Here is a 16,330-nt window from a genome sequence, read left to right as displayed (position 1 = left end):
CCCGCGCCAATCAGGCGGCGGGGTTTCCGTTTTTAAAAGAAGAAATAATTCATGAGTTCTTTTATATAATGCTTGATCGTGAATTGAAACGTTACGCAAATGATCAAATAGATGACGATAACAGAATAAATGATATCCGCCTTAGTAGTGAGCTGATGCTGATAGCTCGCCAGCATGAGCGGAGGCACGGCAAATGCCGCTCCTAAAAGACCGACAGCCAGAATGGTGAAGCAAACGGTTGTATGAAGCAGCATAAAAATAAGGGCAAGAAGCAAAATAGCTGTAAACGGAATCAAAAAGGCCCCGAATCTGGACAGCGAATCTTTAAATGACACCTGCGCGCCGCCGGCCTTCAAAGCGATAAAAATCAAGAGATACAGGCAGAAAACGCATAATGCAAAGGTAAGCGCCGGTTTGATCACAACCGCGGTAAAACTGACGTCACGAAAGCCGTCTGATAGAAGAATATAAAACATAATCGGCGTCACCAGGCAGAAAAGCACCATGTTGATGATGCTGCTGACAAGCTGTTCGCCGCCTGTCGTTTTACATGTTTGGTACGGTCTCTTTAACACATCAAGCACGAATAAGGCAAATTGCTTTGAAGCCTGCTTAGCCGCGGCGCCGGCCTGAGCGGCCTGGCCCTGCGTTTGGTCTGCGCCTCCCTGCCCGGGCTGGGGCGCCCCGCACTTTTCACAAAACTTTCCGCCATCAGTATGATGGCCGCATTGAGAACAATACATTCTAAAACTCCTTTTACAAGTAATATAGGGATTTTGTTCAATATTTACATTATAAAAGAAAATAGGGCGGATGTAACGGAGTTTTCTAAAGATATACAAATCACTTTCTCTATGAATTGATAATAGAGAAAAAGTACCCATTATGGTAGAATTTTAATGGAGCTGATAGATATCATGTCTCTCGGCGCATTGATTCAGAGTGAAAAAGGAAATTAACGCATGCTAAAAAAATTGAAAATGCTTTATCGGCTGTTGAAATTCGGAAAAGGCTTATGGAGATAGCAAACAAAAAAAACCGTCCTTACAAGGACGGTTTTTTTCTGTTTCCGGACCGTCCGGCTGAGGTTATAAAAAGCAGACCCCGGGGTAAAAACCATGCATAAGAAACAGCGGAGAACAAAACATAACTCAATAACGGCAAGCCATAAGGAGGTACGCATGTTTTCATTCATCATTCATGTCTTCATTTCACTGTTTGCAGTCTCCAATCCCATCGGAAACGTGCCGATTTTTCTTTCACTGACGGAAGGGTACTCGGAGAAAGAACGGACAGCGATCGCGCGCAAGGCTTCCGTGCTGTCGTTTATCATCTTAGCGGCTTTTTTAATCTTCGGCCATCTGATCTTTAAACTGTTTGACATTAACATTCATGCCTTACGTATTGCGGGCGGCATTTTTATTTTCGGCATCGCTTATAATCTTCTGAACGCGAAGAAATCTCATGTACAGTCTCTCCATCATGAAGAGAAAGGGGAGAGCAAGGAGAAAGCCGATATATCCGTGACGCCTTTGTCGATTCCGATTATCGCCGGTCCCGGTACGATCGCGACGGTGATGAGTCTGTCGGCCGGCCATGGCGGCATCTTCCATTACATCAGCGTGCTTATCGGCATTGCAGCCGTCATCGCGATGACGTTCATCTTCTTTCACTATTCTTCTTTCATCAGCAATAAGCTCGGGAAAACCGAAATGAACGTCATTACCCGACTGATGGGGCTGATTTTGGCGGTGGTGGCGATCGGCATGATCGGCGCCGGTCTGAAAGGCATGTTCCCGATATTGGTTTCCTGACTTAAAAAAGCAGCGCCCGGTTATCTTCGGGTGCTGCTTTTTTCTATTTTCGGCACATGCTGAAACACTTCTTCACTCTCAAAAAATTCTATCAAACGGCTCAGCCAGTCATAATAATGGAGCCAATCCGTCAGTTCATCCAAAAGCTGGCGGGCTTTTTCTTCAATATCGGGACTGAGATTTTCCGATTCCAGAAGCTCAGTCAGCTCGCGGTTCAGCTTTTTATAGAGCATTTTGTTTTTGCTGACCGCCTTTGTCCAATTTGCCGTAAACAGGGAGATAAACGTCTGGTAATAATCACGCTCGACGTCGTAAAGGTCTTTCCGAACGCCTTTTTCAAACACTTTTTCAGCCAGATTGGCATCGGTCATTTCGCGGACCACCTGGCTCATCCTCGTTTTGCTCATCCCGGTCGCCTCTGACAGCTCATTTAACGTCATCGGCTTGCGGTTCATATAAATAATACCGAGCACACGTCCAAGTGTGGCCGGCATTCCGAATGTATGCATATTCTCGGCGATTCTCTCAATGAGATGCTCTTCAGCATGCCCGATGATATCAAGAGCGTTTTTTTCCACGGCTGATCATCCCTTCACTGGCTTTTCATGCTGACAATATATCATATTTTTTACAGTTGATGAAAAAGATGATGCGGCAGGATATGCGAGCTATCGGGAGCGATTGTAAGAACATCCGCATTGTCAGCGGGATAACATGAAAAAATACGTATATTGTATATAATTTCAACACATTGTAAACTTTTTATTTTACAAATTTCATCTTATAATAAAGATTATACTTTTCAGAAAAATAACGGAACCCTTCGGAGGTGCGCGGATTGCTGAGATTAGAAAATGTATCGAAAGTCTATAAAGGCGGAAAAAAAGCTGTCAACAGCATTGATTTAAATATCGAAAAAGGCGAGTTTATTTGTTTTATCGGGCCGAGCGGCTGCGGAAAAACGACGACGATGAAAATGATTAACAGACTGATTGAGCCGTCATCCGGAAAGATTTTTATCGATGGCGAAAACATTATGGAGCAGGACCCGGTGGAGCTGAGACGGAAAATCGGCTACGTCATTCAGCAGATCGGACTTTTCCCTCATATGACCATTCAGCAGAACATTTCCCTCGTGCCGAAACTGCTGAAATGGCCGGAACAAAAGCGGAAGGAACGGGCGCGGGAGCTTTTGAAGCTCGTCGATATGGGCCCGGAATATTTAGACCGCTATCCTCACGAGCTGAGCGGCGGACAGCAGCAGAGAATCGGCGTGCTGCGCGCCCTTGCAGCGGAACCGCCTCTTATTCTTATGGATGAACCGTTCGGAGCGCTTGATCCGATTACGCGGGATTCCCTTCAAGAAGAATTCAAAAAACTGCAAAGAACATTGAATAAAACGATTGTGTTTGTAACACACGATATGGATGAAGCTATTAAGCTGGCTGACCGGATCGTCATTTTAAAAGCGGGAGAGATCGTTCAGGCCGGCACTCCTGATGACATTCTCCGGAATCCGGCTAATGAGTTTGTCGAAGAATTTATCGGCAAAGAACGGTTATTGCAATCAAGACCGGACATTGAACGCGTCGAGCAGATGATGAACAAAAAGCCTGTCACCGTTACGGCGGACAAAACGCTTTCGCAGGCGATACAGGTGATGCGGGAACACCGTGTCGATTCCCTGCTTGTCGTTGATGACCTGAATGTGCTGCAAGGATATGTGGATGTCGAAATCATTGATCAGAACCGGAAAAAAGCGAGTCTCGTCGGCGACGTGCTCCGCTCTGATCTGTATACGGTCGAGCAGGGGACACTGCTGCGTGATACCGTACGCAAAATTTTAAAGCGCGGAATGAAATATGTACCCGTCGTTGATGAACAAAGGCATTTAGTCGGAATTGTCACGAGAGCGAGCCTTGTCGACATCGTTTACGATTCAATCTGGGGCGAGGAAGACCAGCTGGTGACAGGCTGACAAGGGGAGGAACGCTTACAATGAATGAAATGATCAAGTTTTTGCAGACGAACGGCGGAGAACTGTTATATAAAACGTGGGAGCATTTATACATTTCGATCATCGCCGTCATATTAGGCATTGTCGTCGCCGTTCCGCTCGGAGTGGCGCTGACGAGAATGAAAAAGGGCGCAGGCGCCGTCATCGGCGCCGTCAACATTGTGCAGACCTTGCCGAGTCTCGCGATACTGGCATTTTTTATCCCGCTGTTAGGCGTGGGAAAGGTGCCCGCGATCGTCGCGCTGTTTTTCTATTCGGTGCTGCCGATTCTCCGGAACACGTATACAGGCATTCAAGGCGTAAACAAAAATCTGCTGGAATCGGGAAAAGGCATCGGGATGACGGTCTGGGAGCAGATCAGGCTTGTGGAACTGCCGCTTGCGGTTCCGGTGATCATGGCGGGCATCCGCACATCCACCATTTATCTGATCGGCTGGGCGACGCTTGCTTCCTTTATCGGGGGCGGCGGGCTCGGAGACTATATTTTTATCGGCCTGAATCTCTATCAGCCTGAATATATTATCGGCGGCGCCGTGCCCGTCACCATTTTAGCCATTATCATTGATTATCTGCTGGCGGCGACGGAACGGAAGGTGACGCCGAAAGGGCTGAAAGGACTGAAGGAAGTATCATAAGGAGTTGGCTGTTTTGAAAAAAAACCAAAAGAGATGGATGTGCGCACTGGCGCTGTCGGCTGCTCTGCTTCTAGGCGGCTGTTCCCTTCCCGGCCTGAGCGGGGCTTCCGATGATACGATCAAAATCGGGGCGCAAAGCATGACGGAATCAGAAATTATCGCCAATATGATCGCACAGATGATTGAACACAATACAGACTTGAATACGGCATTAATTAAAAACCTCGGATCGAACTATGTCCAGCAGCAGTCGATGCTCGGCGGTGAAATCGATATCGCCGCGACGCGCTACTCGGGAACGGATTTAACGAGCACCCTTGGCATGGAAGCGGAAAAAGACCCGAAAAAAGCATTATCCATCGTCCAGAAGGAATTTGAGAAACGCTTCCATTACAAATGGTTTGATTCTTACGGATTTGAGAACACGTACGCTTTTACCGTCACGAAAGAGCTTGCGGAAAAAGACCATTTAGACAAAGTGTCCGACATTAAGAAGCATGCCGATCAATTTAAGCTCGGTGTAGACAATGCGTGGCTGAAAAGAAAAGGTGACGGCTATAAAGGCTTTACCGACACGTACGGCTTTGAATTCGGCACAACCTATCCGATGCAGATCGGACTTGTATACGATGCCGTGAAAAACGGGAAAATGGATGCCGTCCTCGCCTATTCAACGGACGGACGGATCAAAGCGTACGATCTGAAAATTTTAAAAGACGACAAGCAGTTTTTCCCGCCGTATGACTGTTCGCCGGTCATTCCCGACAGCGTGCTGAAGCAGCATCCTGAACTGAAGGGCATTGTGAATAAACTGATCGGCAAAATTGATACGGAAACGATGCAGGGATTGAATTACGAGGTGGACGGCAAGCTGAAAGAACCGTCCGTCGTCGCTAAAGAATTTTTGGAGAAACATCATTATTTTGAATAAGAAATGAGGTGGGGCAAATGGAAGTGCTGCAGCAGCTCGGCACTTATTATTCTCAAAACGGCGCCTATGTGCTTCAGGAGTTTTACCGCCATTTTCTCATGTCGGTATACGGCGTTTTATTTGCGGCGATCGTCGGGGTTCCGCTCGGCATCTTCATTGCCAGGCACAGAACATTAAGCGGCTGGGTATTCGCGGTGACAAACGTGATTCAGACCGTGCCGGCGCTTGCGATGCTTGCGGTGCTGATGCTCGTCATGGGGCTCGGCGCCAATACGGTGATATTGTCGCTGTTTTTATATTCGCTTCTTCCGATCATCCGGAATACGTACACGGGAATCGCCAGCATTGAACACGCTTATCTTGAATCGGGAAAAGCGATGGGCATGACCAAATTTCAGGTGCTCCGCATGGTGGAGCTGCCGCTTGCGCTTTCCGTCATCATGGCGGGGCTGCGGACGGCGCTCGTCATCGCGATCGGCATTACGGCAATCGGTACGTTTGTCGGCGCGGGCGGACTCGGTGACATCATTGTCAGGGGCTCAAACGCCACGAACGGAACCGCGATTATTTTGGCCGGCGCCATTCCGACAGCGCTGATGGCCGTTATCGCAGATCTTGTGATGGCATGGCTGGAGCGGGCGCTGAGTCCGGTGAGAAAGAAAAAACGAACCAAAGCGCCGAATGCGGCATGAAAAAAACGCCTTGCGGGTCAGGGCGTTTTTTTCTTATGGCTTCGGAACATGCTTGAAAATTTCTTCGCTTTCAAAAAACTCGATCAGGCGGCTGATCCAGTTGTAGTAATCAAGCCAATCCTTTAATTCTTTCAGCAGTTCGTTGATTTTTTCCTCAGCTTCTTCCGGCACGCCGTTTTCAAGGACGGCCGTCAGTTCGCGGTTCAGCTTTTTATGCATCATTTTATTTTTGCTGACGACCTTGCTCCATGTGGCCGTAAACAGCGTAATAAAGGTCTGGTAATAATCCTGCTCGACGTCGTATAAATCTTTGCGGACGCCTTTTTCAAACACTTTTTCCGCCAGATTGACGTCAAGCATTTCACGGACCGCCTGGCTCATTCTCGTCTTGCTCATGCCGGTCGCTTCTGATAATTCAGTTAAGGTCATCGGCTTGCGGTTCATATAAATAATGCCTAAAATGCGCCCCACCGTCGCGGGCATTCCGAATGTATGCATATTTTCAGCGATTCGTTCTATCAAATGATCTTCAGCTTGTTCGATTACGTGTAACGGATCTTTCTCCAACAGTTTCAATCCTTTCAGTCAGCAATTCCGATGTCAATATACCACATTTTTAAACCGGCGGAAATGCTCTTCCGAGAGAATTTGGCAGTAATCCGGAGCAATAAGAAGAACTTTGCCGGTCAATACGGGTTAATCAGTGCTTACACAACCTTTATATATAATATGGACAAATTGTAAACTTTTTAATTTACAAAGTTTAATTTATAATGGGAAACGTTCAATTGTCTGAAAAGTTAAATTTGGATTTAACGAATTGAATAAACTTAATCATGGAGGTGTGAGTGTTTGCTGACATTAGAAAATGTCTCGAAAATGTATAAAGGCGGGAAAAAAGCCGTCAACAGCATCAACCTGAATATCGCCAAAGGCGAATTTATTTGTTTTATCGGACCGAGCGGCTGCGGCAAAACGACGACGATGAAAATGATCAACCGCTTAATTGAACCGACAGAAGGCAGAATCCTGATAGAAGGCCGAAACATTATGGAACAAGACCCGGTGGAACTCAGAAGAAGCATCGGCTATGTCATCCAGCAGATCGGGCTGTTTCCGCATATGACCATTCAGCAGAACATTACGCTCGTTCCGAAGCTTTTAAAGCATCCTGCCGAAAAACGGAAGGAACGGGCGCGGGAGCTTTTAAAGCTCGTTGATATGGGGCCTGAATATTTAGACCGTTACCCTCATGAACTGAGCGGAGGACAGCAGCAGCGAATAGGTGTATTACGGGCACTTGCCGCAGAGCCGCCGCTCATCTTAATGGATGAACCGTTCGGGGCGCTTGACCCGATTACGAGAGATTCCCTTCAGGAAGAATTTAAAAAACTGCAAAAAACCTTACATAAAACCATCGTATTTGTTACCCATGATATGGACGAAGCCATCAAGCTTGCGGACAGAATCGTCATTCTGAAAGCGGGAGAAATCGTCCAGGCCGGAACGCCTGATGAGATTCTCAGATTTCCGGCGAATGAATTTGTTGAGGAGTTTATCGGCAAGGAACGGCTGATCCAATCATCCAGCCCTGATATTGAACGGGTGGAGCAGATCATGAATCCCGATCCCGTGACGGTAACACCTGAGAAAACACTGTCAGCCGCCATTCAGCTGATGCGTGCCGAGCGGGTGGATTCGCTGCTCGTCATTGATGAAAAGAACGTTCTCCAAGGTTATGTCGATGTGGAGATGATTGACCGCAAACGAAGACAGGCGGTAACCGTCGCGGAAGTGCTTGAGCGGGATCTGTACACGGTCAGAAGCGGCACTCTGCTCCGCGACGCCGTCCATAAAATTTTAAAAAGAGGCATGAAATTTGTGCCGGTCCTTGATGAAGCCGGCCGATTAACGGGAATCGTGACAAGGGCAAGCCTCGTTGACATCGTCTATGACTCCATCTGGGGAGAAGAGAATCAGCTCGCGGTGATGTCATGAGGAGGCTTCAATTGATATGAATCAGACCGTGCAATTTTTACAGGCAAATGGAGGAGAGATGCTTTATAAAACATGGGAGCATCTGTACATCTCATTAATCGCCGTCATGGCGGGCATTTTCGCCGCCGTTCCGCTCGGCGTCCTGCTGACGAGGATGAAAAGAGGAGCCGGCGCCGTCATCGGCATCGTCAACATCATTCAAACCTTGCCGAGCCTTGCCATTCTTGCGTTTTTTATTCCGCTTTTAGGCGTAGGAAAGGTCCCGGCCGTTGCGGCGCTGTTTTTCTATTCCATGCTGCCGATTCTCAGAAACACGTATACGGGGATTCTCGGCGTCAATCGGCATCTTCTGGAATCGGGAAAAGGAATCGGCATGACGGCATGGGAGCAGATCAGGCTTGTAGAGCTCCCGCTTGCCGCTCCGGTCATCATGGCGGGCATCAGGACGTCTTCGATTTATTTAATCGGCTGGGCGACACTCGCCTCCTTTATCGGCGGAGGCGGGCTGGGAGATTACATTTTTATCGGCTTGAACCTTTATCAGCCGGAGTATATTATCGCAGGCGCCGTTCCGGTCACAATGCTGGCGGCAGCCGTCGATTATATGCTGGGGATGACAGAACGGAAAGTCACGCCTGACGGGCTGAAGAGCATAAAGGATGCTTCATAAGGAGGAGGTCTCTCATGGGGAATAGATGCAAAAAACGGCTGCTCGCAATCGCCTGTATCGGCATGCTGCTCCTTGGCGGATGCTCGCTCCCGGGATTGAGCGCCGCATCGGAGGATACCATTAAAATCGGCGCGCAAAGCATGACCGAATCAGAAATTATCGCGAGCATGCTCGGACAGATGATCGAACATCACAGCGGGTTGAAAACATCCGTTATTAAAAATCTCGGTTCCAACGCCGTACAGCAGCAATCCTTGATCAACGGTGATATTGATATCGCCGCTACGCGCTATACAGGTGACGCGCTGACCGGGACGCTTCGCATGGAGCCGGAAAAAGACCCGGACAAAGCGCTGCGGCTCGTTCAGCGTGAATTTCAAAGCAGATACGACATGAAATGGTTTGATTCTTACGGCTTTGATAATACATACGTCTTTACCGTTTCCGGACAGCTTGCCCGCAAGTACCATTTAGAATCGGTATCCGATGTCAAAAAAGAAGCGTCTCATCTGAAATTCGGCGTAGATAACTACTGGATGAAGCTGAGAGGCAACGGATATCAGGATTTTATGAAAACATACGGAATGTCATTTGAAGGCACGTATCCGATGCAGATCGGCCTCGTTTACGACGCGCTGAAAAGCAGAAAGATGGATATCGCGCTCGCTTATTCCACCGACGGAAGAATCATCGCTTACGGACTGAAAACGCTGATGGATGATAAGCAGTTCTTTCCTCCGTATGACTGTTCACCCGTCGTTCCGGATCAAGTATTAAAAGAGCATCCCGAACTGGAGGGCGTGATCAATAAAATGATCGGCGCGATTGATACAAAGATGATGCAGAAAATGAATTACGAAGTTGACGGCCGATTAAAAGAGCCGTCCGTCGTAGCTAAGGAATATTTAGAAAAACATCATTACTTTGAATAACGGAAAGGAGATGTGCGGATGGACACGATGAAGGAGCTGTTTACGTATTACGCTCAAAACGGCAGCTATGTTCTGTATGAGTGCTGGCGGCACTTTCTCATGTCGGCGTACGGCGTCGTTTTCGCCGCCGTTTTCGCCATTCCGGCCGGAATTGTGACAGCCAGGCACGGGCGTCTCTCCGGCTGGGTGTTTGCTGTGGTGAATGTGATTCAAACCGTTCCGGCGCTGGCGATGCTCGCCGTCCTGATGCTTGTCATGGGACTCGGCGCCAATACGGTCATCACGGCTTTGTTTTTGTATTCCCTGCTGCCGATTCTCAGAAATACGCACACGGGCATTATCAATATCGAGCATGCTTATCTGGAGTCGGGAAAAGCGATGGGCATGACGAAATACCAAATCCTTCGTATGGTGGAGCTGCCGCTTGCGCTTTCCGTTATTATGGCGGGTCTCCGAACGGCGCTCGTCATTGCCATAGGCATCACGGCGATCGGCACCTTCGTCGGGGCTGGCGGCCTCGGCGATATGATCGTCAGAGGGTCGAACGCGACAAACGGAACCGCCATTATTCTGGCGGGCGCCATCCCGACCGCGCTGATGGCGGTGGCCGCAGACCTGCTGATGGCGTGGCTGGAACGAGCCCTCAGCCCGGTGAAAAAACAAAAAAGAAAGCTGATCGTACGCTCAGCCTCATGAAAAAAAGCATTCTTCCGCGTGAAGGATGCTTTTTTTGATTTCTTGATTAAATTTTGATAACTGCGCTGTAAAGTCTTACTTATCAAATAACAAAGCAGAGGGGTAATCAAATGAGCAACATCATAGAAACGAGACAGCTGCAAAAATCATTCGGCAGACAACAGGCAGTGGCTGATGTGTCTCTATCAGTAAAACGCAACAGTATATACGGCCTGCTCGGTCCGAACGGCGCGGGAAAATCAACAACACTTAAAATATTGACCGGCATGCTGCAGCAAACATCCGGCGAGGTTCTGTTCGACGGACATACATGGAAGCGCGAAGACTTGAAAAGCATCGGTTCCCTGATTGAAGCGCCGCCGCTTTACAGCAACCTGACAGCCGCTGAAAATCTGAAAGTCCGCTGCGTTATGCTCGGACTGCCTGATTCAAGAATTGCGGAAGTGCTGGAAATCACGGGATTAACGGGAACCGGAAAAAAGCGCGCCGGACAATTTTCCATGGGAATGAAACAGCGTCTCGGCATTGCGTTAGCATTATTAAGCCGTCCGTCGCTATTAATTCTTGATGAGCCGACAAACGGATTGGACCCGATGGGAATTCAGGATTTGCGGGAATTTATCCGCTCCCTCCCCGGACAGGGCATGACGGTTATTTTATCAAGCCATCTGTTATCAGAAGTCGAGCAGATTGCAGACCATATCGGGATCATCAGTGACGGCGTTTTAGGATATCAGGGAGAAATCAGCCGGGAAGATGATCTGGAGCAGTTGTTTCTGGAGGTAGTCAAATCAACACGGGAGAAAGCGGGGACAGGAAAATGATTCAGTACATGCAGGCGGAACACCTTACATCTAAAAGAACATTTATCAGAAAGCTCATCATTCTGATTCCGCTTCTGAACACGGCTTTTTCTTTTCTGCTGAATACGGCTTATTTTATGACGGGCACGTTCAATTGGTGGGCGGTTATTTTCATGCCGCTCATGATTGCTCTGATGTGCGGTTTATCTGTTAAAAAAGAGAAAAAATCTGCGAATGACCGCGCGGTGTACTCACTGCCGGCAGATTTAAAAAGCATATGGCTCTCAAAAATAAGCTTGATCGCGCTGTATTCACTCCTGTCGCAAATCGTCTTTTTCATCATCATGTTTTTACTTGGCCTTGTATTTCCGGGAATTGCTGCGCTGCAGCTGAAAGGCGTTGAAGCAGGCTCCCTTTTATGGCTGACGACGCTTTGGGAAATTCCATTGTGCTTATGGATTGCCAGGCAGTTCGGATTTACGGCAGTCATTCTCGTGAATATGATCGCCGCTTTTGTTTTGGGTATTGTGCCGGCGTCCGGTTCATTGTGGTGGCTGAGCCCATGGAGCTGGTCAGTCCGGGTGATGTCACCGATTCTCGGGATCCATCCGAACGGAATTCCGCTTCCCGCAGACAGCGGCTTATTAAACGGAAACGTGATCTTTCCGGCTATTATTCTTTCTATCCTTTCTTTTATCGCAATAAGTTTGATTTCCGCAGTGTCTTTTTCAAAAGGGGGAAACCGGTCATGACCGTGCTTTTACGATATATGTGGGCCGATGTATTAAAAATGAAGCGCACGCCGCTCATATGGATGCATGTTGCGGCGCCGGTTTTATGCGCGGGATTTTTCCTTTTGTTTTTGTATATGTATGGAAGGATTCAGGAGCCTTATGAGCTGTACAGCGTCTTCTTCAGCGCGATTGCCGTTTTATACCCTTTCATCATCAGTATTGTCTGCGGCATGTCTGCCTCGGTTGAGGAACAGGCGGGCCATTTTCAGATGATGCTGGCGGTGCCGTATTCGAAAATCGTCAGTTTTGCGGGCAAGCTGCTTTTGCTGCTCCTATTGAATGTGTTATCGGCAGGTCTCGCCATCTGTCTTTATTTGGCGGGGATGAAATTTGTTCTTCACATCAATGATCTCCCCTATCTTACGTTTTTAAAAGGAGGGGCGTGGCTGATTGCCGGCAGTATTCCGCTCTATATGATGTCTTTTTTTGTCGGCATAAAGTACGGCATGGGACCGTCCGGGCTTTTAGGGGGTGCGGGATTATTAATGGCGGCGCTCATGAATACGGGACTTGGCGATATCATCTGGCGTTTTTTCCCGTGGGCATGGAGCGTGCGGCTTTCAGGCCTTGCAGGACTGCTGTATTTTGACAAAGTCAAAAAAGAGTTCCTCCCTTATGTAAGATACGATATGAGATTCGGAGAAATAATGTTATATTTTTCTATAGTGATATTATGTCTGGCCGGCCTCTATTGGTGCAGAAGATGGGAAGGGCGGCGTTCATATGAATAAAGGCAAGGAGCGATTCGGCCGGTGGCAAACATTTTAGCAATTGATGATGAAAAAGATATTCTCGTTCTGATCAGAAACATTTTACAGCGTGATCAGCATACAGTAACGATTCTGGAAAAAGCGGAGGATCAGTCATTGGATTTTTTTCAAGGCTATGATTTGATTCTTCTCGATGTCATGATGCCCGGAACGGACGGGATTGAACTCTGCCGGCAGATTCGGCCGCTGGTGGACAGCCCGATCCTGTTTTTAACGGCAAAGTCTGACGAAGAATCCATTGTGAAAGGCCTCATGACAGGCGCTGATGATTACATCACAAAGCCGTTCGGCGTACAGGAATTGATGGCAAGGGTAAACGCGCATGTCAGAAGGGAACGGCGGGAAAAGCATCAGACGAAACGGCTGATATCAGGATTCATGTTTGATTTTGACAATAAAGAAGTGTGGATGGATGACCGGAAACTGCCTCTTACGAAAAACGAATATAAAATCGTTGAATTTCTGGCACAGCATAAAAACAGAACATTCTCACGGGAGCAGATTTACGAGGAAGTGTACGGCTTGGACGGCGATGCGCTGTATTCAACCATTACGGAGTTTATCAGAACCATCCGGAAAAAATGTAAAGAACACGGGGCTGATCCAATTAAAACGGTGTGGGGTGTCGGATACAAATGGGAATAGCAAAAGGAAAATCCAGCATCCGCAAAGAGCTTGTCAAATTTACCATCACGCTGTGTCTGAGCACGATGGGGGTGGCGGCATTATGTGTCGCCTTAAATGCCATTGCCATGAATGCCGGAGCGATCCTGCCCGCAAACTACAGCGAGCATGAGGCGGAACAGATCAAACCCCGCCTGAAATCAGCGGAAAAGATAACAGAAGATATGATTCCCGCAGGTATGACATACGCCGTTTTTGATAAAAAAACAAAGCGGATGACAAAAGGAACGATGACGGAACAAGATGCGGCCAACGCCAGAAAAAAGATTCAGCATCAGCCGTATTTTAATTATGCTCAAAAAGGATTCATGGTGATAAATCGGAAAGATGAATACGGCGTTCTCCAATATTCACTCAGGTCGGAATTTCAGTCGCCGCTGTTAAGGCGCTATCTGCCGAATTATGAATGGACGGGTCTTACGATTCTGATCACTTTGCTTCTTTTGACCGTTTTTATTGTGACGACGCGTTTCGCCAATCAGCTGAGACGGCATTTCAGCACACTCAGCTCCATTACGGCAAGCATTCAAAAACAGAATTTAAATATCAATCCAAAAAGGTCGCGTATAAAAGAATTTGACGATGTCATTGACTCTCTGCTGAAAATGAAAGACGCGCTTCAAGCATCTCTGGCGGCGCAGTGGGAGGCGGAGCGGATAAAGAAAGAACAGATCGGCGCGCTTGCGCATGATATTAAAATTCCGGCAACGATCATTAAAGGAAATGCCGAGCTGCTTCAGTTAACAGAGCCTGATGAGGAGCAGGCGGAATATGCGCAGTATATTCTGGATGCCGGAAACAAAATCGAGCATTATGTCGGACAGCTGATCCAGCTTTCTAAAGCGGAGGAGGCAGTTGCCGTTCATGTGGAATATACTGACCTCAAAGAGTGGATTCAAAACATATATCGTGACGCGGCGGCGCTTGCGGGGCCGAAGCAGATTGATCTCGTCCTCAGCGAACGGGGAATTGACCGAATAGAAGCGCCGATCGATCATGAGCTGCTCCACAGGGCGGTCATGAATATCGCGGCAAATGCCGTCGACTATACGCCGGAAGGAGGGGAAATCCGTGTGGACGTCCTGTGCACCGATTCCGCCCTCCATCTTGCCGTATCCGACAGCGGAAGCGGGTTCTCGCCGGAAGCGCTGAAAAGAGCGACACAGCTTTTTTACACGGAGGATAAAAGCAGACATTCGGCGGGGCATCACGGCATGGGGCTTACATTCGCCCATCATGTCGTACATCTTCACCACGGCGAATTAATACTTGAAAATCAGGAGTCTGGAGGAGCCCGGGCGGAGATTCGAATTCCGCTGGAAGGCGTCAGACAAAAACAAGCCCTGCACGTATGAGGGCTTGTTTTTCTGTTTCCATGTTTCTTTGAGAAAGGCAAAAATAAAAACGGCTGCCCGTTTGAGAGATCAGCCGCTTATGCGGAAAAGAGTTTATCAGGAAGGATTAATCCATTGTGAAGACCACTTGGAAATTTCCTCTAAAATAGGGGCTAATGCGCAGCCTTTTTCCGTTAATGAATACTCAATGCGGACAGGCGTTTCGGGGATAACATCCCGTTTGATGACACCTTCTGTTTCAAGTTCTTTCAGACGTTCTGACAAGACTCTTCCGCTTAAATTCGGAAGCGCCGCTTCAATTTCGCTAAATCGCTGCTGTCCGTTCAATAACTGAAAGACGATTAGAGCCACCCAGCGTTTACTTAGGATGTCGACCGCTTTTTCGAATCTGGGGCACATTTCTGATTGGTTCATGCTTTTTCACCTCGTCTTCTGCTATTATACCGCAAAATCGGAGGGAACGTATGTCTGGCGCTCGTTAAGTTGGGAGGGGATCAAAAAGAGGATGAGGAATCCGGGGAGCGCTTTTTCGCTTCAGCCGCGATAAAGTCAAAGTATTTGCTGACGCTTTCAATATCTTCTTTTGTGAAGTGCTGCCACTTTTTGCTGTCAAACAGCGGCAGATGCTCCGCGCCTCTGTCAACGGCGGTCTGATAGATGGCGCAGATGGATTGATAGCTTTCGGATGTTTCGCGGATTTCCTCCTGAAATGCCTTGATGTGTCCGGCCCGCGCCATTAACTCCTCGTACGGAATTTTTAATGTATCCGCCAATTTTCTGATGGTCGCCGGTTTAGGAATGCCGCGGTGCCCGTTTTCAATTCTGGAAATGGTCGCCGAGCTGACGCCGGAATAGACGGCAAGCTGATTGACGGTAAGCTTCCGGGCGCGGCGCAGCTCTCTTAATTGCTTTCCGAATGTGTTCAATAAGATCGCCTCACATGTGCAAAGTCATGAGTCTTCATTTGTTCTTTTTTTGGCTTCCGCCGCTAAGAACGCAAAGTATTTATCAAGCAGAACCAAGTCTTCTTTCGACAGGTGCCGCCAGTTCTCCCGCTCCAATAGGGATAAATCATGCAGCTCATACGTTTCGGCTTTTTCCAGCAAGGTGCAGCCCGTGTCGTACGGGGCTCTCGTTTCCTGGACGGTCTCTATGTATCCCGCCGTCTTCATCAGTTCCTCATACGGGATTTTCAACGCATCTGCGAGCTTTTTAATGGTTGCAGGTTTCGGCACCCCGCGTTTGCCGTTTTCAATCCGCGAGATTCCCGCGGCGCTGACGCCTGAATACGTTGCCAGCTGGTTCACTGTCAGATGCCTTTTTTCCCGCAATGTCCGCAATTGTTTCCCGAAGCTTTCCACAGTCTCTCCCCCTCCCGCGGTCTATTTATATTCTAGTATGTTTATTGACTAAAGGGAATAGCCAGGCTGGAAAAGTATTGACAAAAGTTAACAAAAGCCGTATCTTATGTATAAGAAAGAAAGTATTTGACAGAACGGAAGGTGAAGAAAGTGGTCGAAAAGATACAGATCAGAAGAG

At 48.0% G+C, this 16,330-nt stretch carries 20 protein-coding genes; 14 read left to right on the top strand and 6 right to left on the bottom strand.

Annotated features, from left to right (window positions below):
- Nucleotides 1-32 precede the first annotated feature (32 nt).
- Nucleotides 33-743 (bottom strand): zinc ribbon domain-containing protein, encoded by a 711-nt coding sequence (locus tag J6600_RS15900; protein WP_209387594.1) that lies wholly within the window; start codon nucleotides 741-743, stop codon nucleotides 33-35.
- Nucleotides 744-1,181: 438 nt separating this feature from the next.
- Between J6600_RS15900 and J6600_RS15895 the strand changes: the two genes are divergently transcribed.
- Nucleotides 1,182-1,814: an NAAT family transporter gene (locus J6600_RS15895; protein WP_007409973.1), complete on the top strand. Its 633-nt coding sequence runs from the start codon at nucleotides 1,182-1,184 to the stop codon at nucleotides 1,812-1,814.
- Between the two features lie 20 nt (nucleotides 1,815-1,834).
- On the opposite strand, the gene J6600_RS15890 is transcribed toward J6600_RS15895, so the two are convergent.
- Nucleotides 1,835-2,392, bottom strand: a complete 558-nt coding sequence (locus tag J6600_RS15890; RefSeq protein WP_014418904.1) for a GbsR/MarR family transcriptional regulator — start codon at nucleotides 2,390-2,392, stop codon at nucleotides 1,835-1,837.
- A 260-nt stretch (nucleotides 2,393-2,652) separates the two neighbouring features.
- Between J6600_RS15890 and opuCA the strand changes: the two genes are divergently transcribed.
- Genes opuCA through opuCD form a run of 4 tightly spaced genes read left to right on the top strand, consistent with a single transcriptional unit; the run spans nucleotide 2,653 to nucleotide 6,089 of the window.
- On the top strand, nucleotides 2,653-3,792 hold the full coding sequence (gene opuCA, locus J6600_RS15885; RefSeq protein WP_003151651.1) for an osmoprotectant ABC transporter ATP-binding protein OpuCA: 1,140 nt from the start codon (nucleotides 2,653-2,655) through the stop codon (nucleotides 3,790-3,792).
- A gap of 20 nt (nucleotides 3,793-3,812) precedes the next feature.
- Nucleotides 3,813-4,466: an ABC transporter permease gene (locus tag J6600_RS15880; RefSeq protein WP_003151654.1), complete on the top strand. Its 654-nt coding sequence runs from the start codon at nucleotides 3,813-3,815 to the stop codon at nucleotides 4,464-4,466.
- A 37-nt stretch (nucleotides 4,467-4,503) separates the two neighbouring features.
- Nucleotides 4,504-5,397 carry an osmoprotectant ABC transporter substrate-binding lipoprotein OpuCC gene (opuCC, locus tag J6600_RS15875; RefSeq protein ID WP_209388362.1) on the top strand — a complete coding sequence of 298 codons (894 nt, stop codon included), beginning with the start codon at nucleotides 4,504-4,506 and terminating at the stop codon, nucleotides 5,395-5,397.
- A 17-nt stretch (nucleotides 5,398-5,414) separates the two neighbouring features.
- Nucleotides 5,415-6,089 carry a glycine betaine/carnitine/choline/choline sulfate ABC transporter permease OpuCD gene (opuCD, locus tag J6600_RS15870; RefSeq protein WP_012118473.1) on the top strand — a complete coding sequence of 225 codons (675 nt, stop codon included), beginning with the start codon at nucleotides 5,415-5,417 and terminating at the stop codon, nucleotides 6,087-6,089.
- 33 nt (nucleotides 6,090-6,122) lie between these two features.
- On the opposite strand, the gene J6600_RS15865 is transcribed toward opuCD, so the two are convergent.
- Complete coding sequence (locus J6600_RS15865) at nucleotides 6,123-6,656, bottom strand: GbsR/MarR family transcriptional regulator (RefSeq protein WP_003151660.1); 534 nt, start codon at nucleotides 6,654-6,656, stop codon at nucleotides 6,123-6,125.
- 285 nt (nucleotides 6,657-6,941) lie between these two features.
- On the opposite strand from J6600_RS15865, the gene J6600_RS15860 reads away from it, so the two are divergent.
- The 9 genes from J6600_RS15860 (at nucleotide 6,942) to J6600_RS15820 (ending at nucleotide 14,791) form a co-directional block, all read left to right on the top strand.
- On the top strand, nucleotides 6,942-8,087 hold the full coding sequence (locus tag J6600_RS15860; RefSeq protein ID WP_014418902.1) for a betaine/proline/choline family ABC transporter ATP-binding protein: 1,146 nt from the start codon (nucleotides 6,942-6,944) through the stop codon (nucleotides 8,085-8,087).
- A 16-nt stretch (nucleotides 8,088-8,103) separates the two neighbouring features.
- Nucleotides 8,104-8,757, top strand: coding sequence for an ABC transporter permease (locus J6600_RS15855; RefSeq protein ID WP_209387593.1), 654 nt, complete (start codon nucleotides 8,104-8,106; stop codon nucleotides 8,755-8,757).
- Nucleotides 8,758-8,771: 14 nt separating this feature from the next.
- A complete protein-coding gene (locus J6600_RS15850) occupies nucleotides 8,772-9,689 on the top strand; it encodes an osmoprotectant ABC transporter substrate-binding protein (RefSeq protein WP_209387592.1) in 918 nt (305 codons plus the stop codon).
- Nucleotides 9,690-9,707: 18 nt separating this feature from the next.
- Nucleotides 9,708-10,385 (top strand): ABC transporter permease, encoded by a 678-nt coding sequence (locus J6600_RS15845; protein WP_209387591.1) that lies wholly within the window; start codon nucleotides 9,708-9,710, stop codon nucleotides 10,383-10,385.
- 110 nt (nucleotides 10,386-10,495) lie between these two features.
- Complete coding sequence (locus J6600_RS15840) at nucleotides 10,496-11,209, top strand: lantibiotic protection ABC transporter ATP-binding protein (protein ID WP_022553802.1); 714 nt, start codon at nucleotides 10,496-10,498, stop codon at nucleotides 11,207-11,209.
- Complete coding sequence (locus J6600_RS15835; protein WP_115941057.1) at nucleotides 11,206-11,940, top strand: lantibiotic immunity ABC transporter MutE/EpiE family permease subunit; 735 nt, start codon at nucleotides 11,206-11,208, stop codon at nucleotides 11,938-11,940. Before J6600_RS15840 ends, J6600_RS15835 begins: the two co-directional genes overlap by 4 nt.
- Nucleotides 11,937-12,713, top strand: coding sequence for a lantibiotic immunity ABC transporter MutG family permease subunit (locus J6600_RS15830; protein ID WP_209387590.1), 777 nt, complete (start codon nucleotides 11,937-11,939; stop codon nucleotides 12,711-12,713). The genes J6600_RS15835 and J6600_RS15830 overlap by 4 nt, the downstream gene beginning before the upstream one ends.
- A 21-nt stretch (nucleotides 12,714-12,734) precedes the next feature.
- Nucleotides 12,735-13,397 (top strand): response regulator transcription factor, encoded by a 663-nt coding sequence (locus tag J6600_RS15825; RefSeq protein WP_209387589.1) that lies wholly within the window; start codon nucleotides 12,735-12,737, stop codon nucleotides 13,395-13,397.
- A complete protein-coding gene (locus tag J6600_RS15820) occupies nucleotides 13,388-14,791 on the top strand; it encodes a sensor histidine kinase (RefSeq protein WP_017418904.1) in 1,404 nt (467 codons plus the stop codon). Before J6600_RS15825 ends, J6600_RS15820 begins: the two co-directional genes overlap by 10 nt.
- Before the next feature lie 96 nt (nucleotides 14,792-14,887).
- Here the strand turns inward: J6600_RS15820 and J6600_RS15815 are convergent, their stop codons facing one another.
- The 3 genes from J6600_RS15815 to rghR form a co-directional block, all read right to left on the bottom strand.
- Nucleotides 14,888-15,205, bottom strand: a complete 318-nt coding sequence (locus J6600_RS15815) for a catDE operon transcriptional regulator CatR (protein WP_209387588.1) — start codon at nucleotides 15,203-15,205, stop codon at nucleotides 14,888-14,890.
- 80 nt (nucleotides 15,206-15,285) lie between these two features.
- Nucleotides 15,286-15,717, bottom strand: a complete 432-nt coding sequence (locus tag J6600_RS15810; protein WP_003151674.1) for a helix-turn-helix domain-containing protein — start codon at nucleotides 15,715-15,717, stop codon at nucleotides 15,286-15,288.
- A gap of 24 nt (nucleotides 15,718-15,741) precedes the next feature.
- Entirely contained in the window at nucleotides 15,742-16,152 is a 411-nt protein-coding gene (gene rghR / locus J6600_RS15805; RefSeq protein ID WP_021494135.1) for a transcriptional repressor RghR, read from the bottom strand.
- Nucleotides 16,153-16,330: the final 178 nt, after the last annotated feature.

The sequence above is a fragment of the Bacillus sp. LJBV19 genome (assembly GCF_017797845.1).
Lineage (GTDB): Bacteria > Bacillota > Bacilli > Bacillales > Bacillaceae > Bacillus > Bacillus velezensis.
Note: the sequence above shows the minus strand (reverse complement) of the source record. Positions and strands in the feature narration are given on the sequence as shown.

What these genes read in the sequence shown, in the direction of transcription:
- J6600_RS15900 (WP_209387594.1), bottom strand. Translation starts at nt 743, where the DNA reads ATGTATTGTTCTCAATGCGGCCATCATACTGATGGCGGAAAGTTTTGT.
- J6600_RS15895 (WP_007409973.1), top strand. Translation starts at nt 1,182, where the DNA reads ATGTTTTCATTCATCATTCATGTCTTCATTTCACTGTTTGCAGTCTCC.
- J6600_RS15880 (WP_003151654.1), top strand. Translation starts at nt 3,813, where the DNA reads ATGAATGAAATGATCAAGTTTTTGCAGACGAACGGCGGAGAACTGTTA.
- opuCC (WP_209388362.1), top strand. Translation starts at nt 4,504, where the DNA reads ATGTGCGCACTGGCGCTGTCGGCTGCTCTGCTTCTAGGCGGCTGTTCC.
- opuCD (WP_012118473.1), top strand. Translation starts at nt 5,415, where the DNA reads ATGGAAGTGCTGCAGCAGCTCGGCACTTATTATTCTCAAAACGGCGCC.
- J6600_RS15855 (WP_209387593.1), top strand. Translation starts at nt 8,104, where the DNA reads ATGAATCAGACCGTGCAATTTTTACAGGCAAATGGAGGAGAGATGCTT.
- J6600_RS15850 (WP_209387592.1), top strand. Translation starts at nt 8,772, where the DNA reads ATGGGGAATAGATGCAAAAAACGGCTGCTCGCAATCGCCTGTATCGGC.
- J6600_RS15845 (WP_209387591.1), top strand. Translation starts at nt 9,708, where the DNA reads ATGGACACGATGAAGGAGCTGTTTACGTATTACGCTCAAAACGGCAGC.
- J6600_RS15840 (WP_022553802.1), top strand. Translation starts at nt 10,496, where the DNA reads ATGAGCAACATCATAGAAACGAGACAGCTGCAAAAATCATTCGGCAGA.
- J6600_RS15835 (WP_115941057.1), top strand. Translation starts at nt 11,206, where the DNA reads ATGATTCAGTACATGCAGGCGGAACACCTTACATCTAAAAGAACATTT.
- J6600_RS15830 (WP_209387590.1), top strand. Translation starts at nt 11,937, where the DNA reads ATGACCGTGCTTTTACGATATATGTGGGCCGATGTATTAAAAATGAAG.
- J6600_RS15820 (WP_017418904.1), top strand. Translation starts at nt 13,388, where the DNA reads ATGGGAATAGCAAAAGGAAAATCCAGCATCCGCAAAGAGCTTGTCAAA.
- J6600_RS15815 (WP_209387588.1), bottom strand. Translation starts at nt 15,205, where the DNA reads ATGAACCAATCAGAAATGTGCCCCAGATTCGAAAAAGCGGTCGACATC.